A 9,188-nucleotide genomic window follows, 5' to 3' on the forward strand; every position below is an offset into this window, starting at 1 on the left:
CAGTCGTTCGGCACTCTTCTCGCCATAGTCCGCGCCGGTCTTGGCGCCAACCTCGAGCTCCATTAGTCGCTCGGCGGCAAAGCCAATCATCTCACGCAGTAAATCTGCATCGCCGCTCTGTTCGACAAGCGCGCGAAGGTCCATCATAGGTTTGGTCATCGGGTGTCATCCTTGGATCAGATTGAGTCTAGCAACCCGACCTTACTAAGAAACCCGATGGCCACCTGAGCTACACCACCCCGTGGGACACGATCAGGTTCTGCGCCTTCAATAGTTCCAAAGTGATGTTCCAGGTCGCTACGCAACGGCGCATGGGTTCCGGTCGAGCTTCCGAGATTGGGCATCGGAGAACGGATATTCGCGTGATGTGGCCGAGCGCGCCTTGGCCCCTTCTGTCGCGAATGCTGTTGAGGCGGCCTATCACCGCACGGATCAACTGGAGCAGCGTCGCGCGATGAAGCAGGCTTGGGCAGACTTTATCTGGCAATGAGATGGTGGTGGGGCGGCTTGGTTGTCGCCTCGCTGGCTACGGGGGCGAGGACGGAGGCTCTCTGCGGTTAGAAGGCCTTCGGCACGCCTAGCTCGGCTTGCAACCCCAGCGGCACGGGTTCGGGCAGTTGCCATGTCACCGTGATCGGCTTTTCGCCCTCCCACGCAAGGAAGCGCGGCTGGCCGCAGTAGATGAATGGATTGACCTTGCCGTTCAGCTTGTTGCCGCGGCGGACAAAGAGATGGACAGTGTCTCGTTCTTTGCCCGAAATGATCCGGCCATGCCGACCGTCCTGCGTCGTGCGGTTCTGGCTGAACCAGCGCATGCGGTCGGGCGCGAGGAAGCCGTTCTCGTAGACAAGATCCTGTGTCGAGACATTTGCCAAAAGAATGAGCGCGTTTTTCTCGAGGATCGGGAGAATGCCGGTGCGCCAGACATTCTGCTTGTACGCGACCCCGAAGGCTTCTGCGATCTCGGGGGCAAGATAGCGCTGCCAGAGTTGCAAGCCTTTGGAGCGATGCACAAATGGCGTGGCGCCGTCATCGGCCTCGGGCCGCGTATTGGGCACCTCTGCCAGCCGCCACTCGATGAGCTCTTGGGCAAGGTCTTGCAGCGCCGCACCGCGCGTGGGGCGGGCGAGCTGCCAGCCATTGTGGCCGTTCCTCACATGCGGATCGAAGGCCAGTGCTTCGGTGCTGCCGGTCGGCTGCATGCCGGCAAGTATCGCCTCAAGCGCCTTGAGTGTCTCGGGCGCATAGCGCTTCGGCTTTTCGATATCCGCCAGAAGGCGGGCATGCGTCGTGAAGGCGTCTTCGGGTAATGTATCGCCCATATCCCGCACGAAATTGAACCAGCCGCCATGCCCTGTTGCCCGCGGATCGAACCCGTTGCGGAACATCTCGATGGCTTGTGGGCGGATGCCCTGCTGTGCCCTGAACTCCAGATAGAAGGCTTCGAGCTCGCTCGCGCCGTCTTTCGGTTTCAGGAGCGCACGGAGGATATCCATGGTTTCGAGCTCGTAAGTGACCTCACAGCCTGGCGGCAGCACCAAAGCACCGCGCTCCCATTCGTCGAGTTTCTGGGTGATCGAGCGATCGCCACTGCCCGCGCGTGTCAGCGTCGCGACTTTCGTAAGGAAGGATCTGTGGTTCCCGATATAGTCGACCACTTGCAGGGTCTTGTCCTCGACCCTGCGCAAGCCGCGGCCCAACTGTTGCAGCCAGATGATCGCGCTCTCGGTCGGACGCAGCATCAGGACGGTGCCGATCTCAGGCACGTCGACACCTTCGTTGAACATATCGACCGCAAAGAGGATATCCAGCTCGCCCGCGCCCAGTTGTGTCAGCGAAGAGGCGCGCGGGGCGGACGCGTCGCCCGAATGCACCGCCACCGCCCGCAGCCCGGCTTCGCGGAAGAATTGCGCCATGTAGTCGGCGTGATGCTTGGAGCAACAAAAGCCGATGGCTGGGCCTCTGGCGCGTTTGCGGAATTGCTCCAGCGCATTTTCGGCGCGAGCTTGTGTGGCGAGCTGCGCTTCCAACTCGGTCGGGTCAAACTGCCCCGAGCGCCACGGGATCTGCGCATAGTCGATATTGTCCGGTACGCCGAAATAGTGAAACGGCGCGAGGCGGCCGGCATCGATCCCGCGGAAGAGGTCGCATTGATAGACGAGGTTCTCGCCGCAAAGCTCCAGCAAATCACCGCCATCGGTCCTGTCGGGGGTAGCTGTCAGGCCGAGAAGAAAGCGCGGAGTGAAATGCTCGATCAGGTTCTGATAGGTGCGGGCTGCCGCGTGGTGAAACTCATCCACAACGATGTAATCGAAATGGTCCGGCGCAAAGCGGCGCAGATGCTCGACGCGGCCAAGGGTCTGTATCGAGGCAAAGAGGATCTCGGCCTCGGTTTCTTTCTCGGTGCCCGTATAACGCCCCATGCACGCATCGGGCCGGACCTTGCGGAAGGCGGACATGGCTTGGGTCAGGATCTCGTCCCGATGCGCCACGAAGAGAATGCGCGCAGCTTTGGCGCGTATGGTGTCGAACGCCGCGAGCCAGGTCTTGCCTAAGCCCGTTGCTAGCACGACGAGCCCCGCACGGTGGCCAGTCTGGCGCGTTCTACGCAGAGCATCGAGCGCCTCGATCTGGATCGGATGTGGTTCGGGCGGCGGGCCCTCTGCTTCGACAATGCCGCGCGAGAAATCCGGCAGAGGCCGGGCGCGTCGGCGTTTGGCATAGACTTCGATCCAGTCGGCTGTCAGGCGCGACACCTGAGGACGGGAAAGCAAGTCCTCAAAAGCCTCTGCGACTTGATCACTGGCGGCTTCGGAATGCAGGTTCCATTCCACACCCGTCTCCAGCGCAGATCTCGAGAGATTGGAGCTGCCCACCACCCCCATTCCCGAGGTATCAGCGGCTCTGAAAAGCCAGGCTTTGGGATGGAAGCTGAGCCCGCCTGTCTCGAAGACATAAAGCTCCGCGCCCTCCAGATCCATCAACCGACGGAGTGCGGCTGGGTCGGTCGTGTCGAGATAATCGCCAATGATGATCCTCAGGCGCCCGCCACGCTCAAGAAGCTCCCGCAGCCAAGGCTCCAGGAGCGAGACGCCGCTATCCATCGCGAAGGCGACAGCCAGATCGACCGAGCTTGCCTTGTCGATATGCTCGCCTAGGATTGGCAGTAAAGGGTCTGTCCCGCCGGTCGTCAGGCGATCTTGCTCGTTTAGAACGAAGTGGAAATGGTCATAGGCGGTAGAGGTCCTAAGCCTTGAAACGCCATTCGACAACGCATCCGCGACGGATGCGAGCATTTGCATTTGCTCCGCTGCATTCAGGCCGCCCCACTCAGGTACATGGCGCGGGGCAGGAATGATGCCGACCACGGTTTTCGCGCAAACAGGGCACAGTGTGGATAAGGAGCTCAAGCTGAAACCGGACGTTTAAATCGAGAGGAAGCTTGACCTAACGCACCGCGACTGTCCAGGAGGAACGAGTGCAAACATGATGGGCGGGAAGCGGTCGCTCACTGCACGTGGGAAAATCAATCTCGATATATCCATAAGCGGACATTTCGATCACGCGCCGCATCTTAGAACCGGGCGCTCTCTACAGACTTGTGCCGTGAACAGGTTGCCCTCCTGCTCAGGCCGAGCGGGCTTGTTTCAATCTTATCCATTTCCATGCACGCGCAGTCAGCCCTTTCACGTAAACCTTAACGTTTCAATGCGCATGATGGGTGGTGTCACGGATGCAAGCCCGATCCGCAGCGTTTTACCAAATTATCCGGGTGACATGTGCTTCAGAATGCGGGTGGTGGACAATGGGATCACGCGGCAGGTTTACCCTTCACCGCCTTCACAAGGCCTCGCGCGTGACAGGGCCGTTGATACTGTCTGGCGGTTGATATGGCGACGTCTTTCGAAGTCATCTTTCTCGGCACGGCGGCTGACATTGACCCTACTGAGGGTAATTCGGTCGCAGGTAGCGCCAGCAACTTGGTCGGCACGACATACGGCACGGCCAATAGCCCGCTCTATGCGCAGGTCCATAATTTTTCTGCGGTCAATTATTCGGGGGGGGATGCCACCGTCTATGACACCGATAACAACCTTACCAACGATACGTTTTCCATCGATGGCGGCCCCGCGCAGATCTTCGATTCCGTCGTCTCCTATCAGGCCACCGTCACCTATATAGACGGCACCACGGGCACGATCAGCGCGGTCATCATGCAAGATACGGCCGGTCGCCTGTATCTGATGCCCGAGATGACCAATAACGCCGATGTTGCGGTCCTTAATGCGGCGCCAATCCGGTCGATTACCTTCAACAGCCTGCTGGTCAATGACAGCAATATGGCTGCCGACCGCTTTGACATGCATTTCATGAACCCCGTGGATGGGACCTCGGGCAATGATAGCATGGGCGTGGGCTATACCGATGGCGACGGCGACAAGATCACGACCGGCGGCGATCTGATCAATGCGGGCGCCGGCAATGACACGGTCGATGGCGGGGCGGGCAACGACTCGATCCAGGGCGGGGCTGGCAATGACAGCCTGATCGGCGGCGCCGGAAACGACCTGTTGATCGGCGGTTATGGCAACGACACCTTTTCCTTTGCAAGCGGCTGGGGACAGGACACGATCCTTGGCGATCAGGGCGATGGCACCGAGGATGGCGGTAAAGACATGCTCGATTTCTCGGGCATGGCCAGCGGGGTCTCGGTCACCTTCACCGGCTCCGAGGATGGCACGGCGGCCTCGGGCAGCGACAGCCTGACGTTCGACAATATCGAGGCGGTGCAGGGTGGTTCGGGCAATGACACCTTCAATGCGGCGGCCGATAGCTCGGGGCTCACGCTTTCGGGGGGCGGCGGCGCGGACAGTATCACCGGCGGCTCGGGCGCCGATACGCTCGCTGGCGGCATGGGCAATGACACGCTCTATGGCGGGACCGGTGCCGATAGCATCGCGGGCGATGATGGCAACGATTATATCGACGGCGGCGCCGATAACGACATCATCTGGGGCGGCGCCGGTGCCGATACGGTCCTTGGCGGCAGCGGCAATGACACCGTGGCCGGTGAGGATGGCAATGACTTCATCACGGGCGGATCAGGCGACGATATCCTTAACGGCGGAGCGGGCACTGATACGATCTCTGGCGGGGACGGGGCCGACCAGATTTGGGGCGGCGCGGATGCGGATGTGCTTGTTGGCGATGCTGGTGCGGACCTGATCAGCGGCGACGACGGCAATGACTATATCGACGGCGGCTCCGAGGGTGACATCATCTGGGGCGGCACCGGTGATGACACGATCCTGGGTGGCACCGGTAATGACATCGTGGCCGGTGAGGCCGGGAACGACTCCATCGACGGGGGCGCGGGCAATGATGCCCTAAACGGGGGCGCGGGGGCCGATACTGTCAGAGGCGGCACCGGTGACGACCTGATCTGGGACGGCGACGATAACGACGCGCTCTATGGGGATGACGGCAATGATATTATCGCTGGTGAGGCCGGGAATGACCTCGTCGATGGTGGGGCGGGCAATGATCTGATTTCCGGCGGGACCGGCAATGACACGCTCAAGGGCGGCACCGGCAGCGACACGTTCTCTTTCTACGGCGGTGATGGCATCGACGTTGTTCAGGGCGGAGAGGAGCCGGACAATAGCGATACCGACGCGCTTGATTTCTCGAATGCCGATCAGGGCTTCAAGGTCACCTTCAGTGGCGCCGAGGCCGGCTCATTCGCCCCCGCCACCACAGATTCAACAGGTAGCTTCACCGAGATCGAACGGATCGTTGGCAGCAATTACGCCGATTCGATCGATGCTAGCGCCGACACTTCGGGGATAGAACTCCACGGGGGAAGTGGCGCCGATACGCTGATCGGCGGCTCTGGCGCGGATCATCTCGACGGCGGCACCGGCAATGACTCCCTTGCAAGTGGCGCGGGCAATGACACCCTATCGGGGGGCTAGGCGCTGATACCTATGCCCTAAGCGATGGTGGCGGGGCGGATACTGTCGCGGATTTCGACATGACGCTGGTGGGCAGCACCACTACCGATCAGCTGGATGTGTCCGGTCTGACCGGTGCCGATGGCAATCCGGTCAATGCGTGGGATGTGACGGTTTCGAATGTGGGCGGCAACGCGCTGCTGACCTTTCCCAACGGCACCTCGATCTTGCTCAACGGCGTGGCGCCCGCAAGCGTCACGACAGCCCCGCAACTGCATTCCATCGGCATCCCCTGCTTTGTCGCGGGAACAATGATCGATACCCCCTCGGGCCCCAGAGCGGTCGAGACCATCCGGACCGGCGACGAGGTCCTGACCGCCGAGGGCCAGCCCATTACGGTGATATGGGCCGGTGGGAAAACATTCGACGCCGCCGATCTGGCCAGATGTGAGCGCCTCAAGCCGGTTGTGTTCCGCCCCAACAGCACCGGGAATGTCAAAGAACTCCGTCTCTCGCGCCAGCACAGGGTCGTGATCGACACAACCGAGGGGCCGCGCCTTGTTGCCGCGGGGGGGCTTGCGGCAGCGAGGGGTTCTGGCGCTCGGATCGCTAAAGGATGCCGCAAGGTTTCCTATCGTCACCTTCTGCTGACCCGACATGCGATCATCCGTGCCGAAGGCGCCCTTGTTGAAAGCCTGTGGCCTGGCCCTCTTGCGGCAAAGTCACTGGGCCCAGAGACCTGCCGCGAGATCGCGGGGAGCTGTCCGCAGCTGGCACCCGCACTAGCTGGCAAGGTTCCAACGGAACTGGTTTTTGGGCCGCAAGCTCTCCCCATGATACGCAGGGGGCAGTTACGCAGCTTGAGTGTCAATTCTTGTGCCGCACTGCTGACCTAGGCGTGCCAGACCACGCTGCATTCTCTGCCGATGGCCGGTTTGAATAAGCTGCTAAGCAGCGATGGACCTTCTTGTAAACGGCGGCTTAAGGGCCGGTCTGATCGTCAGCTTCAGCTTATTTGGCTCCGCCATTCAGGAAGGATATGACTGCGTCGGAGACGTCCTGGTGGATCGCCCGGCGTGCGTCCGAAGAGACACCACAGATCGATGCATCACCTTCTTCCTCCATTAGGATCTCTGGTCCGGCGAGCGTGCAAACGGCGAAGGCATCGAATATCGACGCTTGGGGCACGACAAAGGGCGGAGTCTGCTGACCATCAGCCGATGTGCTCTCGGGTTTGCCGAGGGAAATCGATAGCTTTCGAATATCCGCCGGCACCGAGCCCAGGTCTTCCGGATATTCCGGGTTTATGGCTATTACCGAAGTCACGCGGGGGTCTCGCGCCATCCCGGCCAGGCCGTCCGGATTGGTGGCCGACATGTTGACCCGTTGGGCAGCGAACCACCCGCAATCCGGTCCGTGCTGTTTCCTGTCTGGCGCGCAAGAGCGAAGGTAGCTGGCGACATCAAGCTCTGCCCCGCCAACGGATAGGGCAGCGGTCGCGCCAAGTGCAAATCCAGCGACTGACACCATGGTTTCATTAACTCGCGGCCCCCAAGTCGTATCGGCCAGCACCAGGTCAATCACGCGGCGGATGTCCCGGGGTCTTTGCCAGATTTCGTTCAGGGCAGCCGCCGCGTTGTCCGGGTGCGGTGCATCGACTTCGGCCACAACAAAGCCTGCCCGAGCGATGGAGGAACTGAGCCAGGCACCTGAATCAGTCGCGGATCGCAGGCCGCCATGTGACACAATCACCAGCGGGAGCGCGCTATGCGTGAACTCTGCATTTGGTGCTGCTGCAACCCCCTCAAACACGGGATTTCCACCGACAGAGGTCGATGCTTTTGCCTCGGATGGATACCAGATCGACACGGACAGAGGGCGCGCGTCTTCGGATGTGTCCAGGAGATGGGCAAGTCCTGGAACGGTTTGAGAAAGAGAAGGCCCTGCGACCAGGATAAGAATCAAAGATAGACCAAATTTCATTCCGGAACTCCCCGTGCGGACCAAAAGACTGTGTTCTTTTATTGTGGCCTTACTAAAAACGGGCAATGACCGCTCCGTCCGGGGAGCTGACCTTGGCGTGCCAAATCTCGCTGAAGGATACCACAGATGTCCGGTATGGAGAAACTGCGACCAGCATGGCCACTCGGACGAGTGTCGGCTTGGGGCCGAAGGTGCTATCGTCACACCGTCGGTCCTTGTCTGTTATGTTGCTATTTCTTTCTGAACACCTTTCGACGCTGCTCGACCAGCTTTTCGGCTTGCTTGAACTCCGGCGTGCCCAAGATCAGGCTATGCTCGTGATATGCCAGCATCAGTTCTATCTCCGGCGAGCTGGCGGGGTGCTCATTCTCGAGGAGTTCGAAGATTTCGCTCCGGCGCACATCTGGGACTTTGCCGTAATAGGTCCAGGTGTTTTCGTCCGTGCTATGACCAAGGTTCAAGGACCAAGCCTTGCGCTCTTCTGAATCGCGGCAGATGCGATCCCCGAGCTGGGCGAGGGTATGGCGCACCGAATGCGGCGAATAGGGTTCTGTTGCGTGTTTGCTCGCGAGCGAAAATGCTTCCGTAGCGGCTCGAGCGATTTGCATGGGGCGTAGCGGTGGGCGGTCTGGCTCGGGCGCTCGTTGCAAATCTGCAAGATCAGGGAACAGTGCGTCTTCCGGTCCCAAGCCGATCCGGTTCATGTCGGTAAGCCATGTAAGCAGCAGGGTTTGAAAGGCATCTGTGCTAGGAAACCAGTTCATGACAAAGCTCTTGCCGTTTTTGGCGCGCAGCTCTGTGCCGTCGTGGCGGACTTACCGCCTCTCCATATCGACATGGCGTGGACGAAGGGTAACCAGTGCATTCGCCCGCAAGTCCCGGCAATCACCGCGTTGCGCCAAGCCGCAGCATCTCCTTTACTGATGTCGGTAAAGAGCTTGAGCCCGCAATAGATCTCGAACTGACGGATGGCGCGGAGGTGAGCGGCGACAGGATGGCTTCAGTTTGCGCAATACCAGCTTGGGCGTCGGCATTTCCTTCGTCTAACGCCACGAGCCTCGTATTGGATTTGAGGCTGTTTTCGAAAGCGTCTCGATCCGTCTTATTCAGTAGCTTCGAGATCCCTCCGCCACAGTCCGGACAGGTCGCGAGTGCCTACGCGGTGCCGGTCTTGGCCTCAAGAAAGCGGATCGTGTCCCACGGGGTGGTGTAGCTCAGGTGGCCATCGGGTTTCTTAGTAAGGTCGGGTTG

At 60.4% G+C, this 9,188-nt stretch carries 5 protein-coding genes and 1 pseudogene; 2 read left to right on the top strand and 4 right to left on the bottom strand.

Annotation, left to right across the window (positions count from 1 at the left end):
• Together VSX56_RS20020 and VSX56_RS20025 are read right to left on the bottom strand one after the other, a co-directional pair.
• A pseudogene (locus tag VSX56_RS20020) lies at positions 1-159 on the bottom strand (IS256 family transposase); the annotation flags it as partial.
• A gap of 398 nt (positions 160-557) precedes the next feature.
• Positions 558-3,296: a DUF3427 domain-containing protein gene (locus VSX56_RS20025; RefSeq protein ID WP_350939311.1), complete on the bottom strand. Its 2,739-nt coding sequence runs from the start codon at positions 3,294-3,296 to the stop codon at positions 558-560.
• A gap of 594 nt (positions 3,297-3,890) precedes the next feature.
• On the opposite strand from VSX56_RS20025, the gene VSX56_RS20030 reads away from it, so the two are divergent.
• Positions 3,891-5,975: a calcium-binding protein gene (locus tag VSX56_RS20030; protein ID WP_350939312.1), complete on the top strand. Its 2,085-nt coding sequence runs from the start codon at positions 3,891-3,893 to the stop codon at positions 5,973-5,975.
• A gap of 59 nt (positions 5,976-6,034) precedes the next feature.
• Entirely contained in the window at positions 6,035-6,850 is an 816-nt protein-coding gene (locus tag VSX56_RS20035; RefSeq protein WP_350939313.1) for a Hint domain-containing protein, read from the top strand.
• A gap of 115 nt (positions 6,851-6,965) precedes the next feature.
• Here VSX56_RS20035 and VSX56_RS20040 read toward each other — a convergent pair whose 3' ends face one another.
• Together VSX56_RS20040 and VSX56_RS20045 are read right to left on the bottom strand one after the other, a co-directional pair.
• Complete coding sequence (locus tag VSX56_RS20040) at positions 6,966-7,937, bottom strand: alpha/beta hydrolase family protein (protein ID WP_350939314.1); 972 nt, start codon at positions 7,935-7,937, stop codon at positions 6,966-6,968.
• 230 nt (positions 7,938-8,167) lie between these two features.
• Entirely contained in the window at positions 8,168-8,701 is a 534-nt protein-coding gene (locus tag VSX56_RS20045; protein ID WP_350939315.1) for a hypothetical protein, read from the bottom strand.
• Between the last annotated feature and the right edge of the window lie 487 nt (positions 8,702-9,188).

Source organism: Thioclava kandeliae (assembly GCF_040297545.1).
Taxonomy (GTDB): Bacteria; Pseudomonadota; Alphaproteobacteria; order Rhodobacterales; family Rhodobacteraceae; genus Thioclava; species Thioclava kandeliae.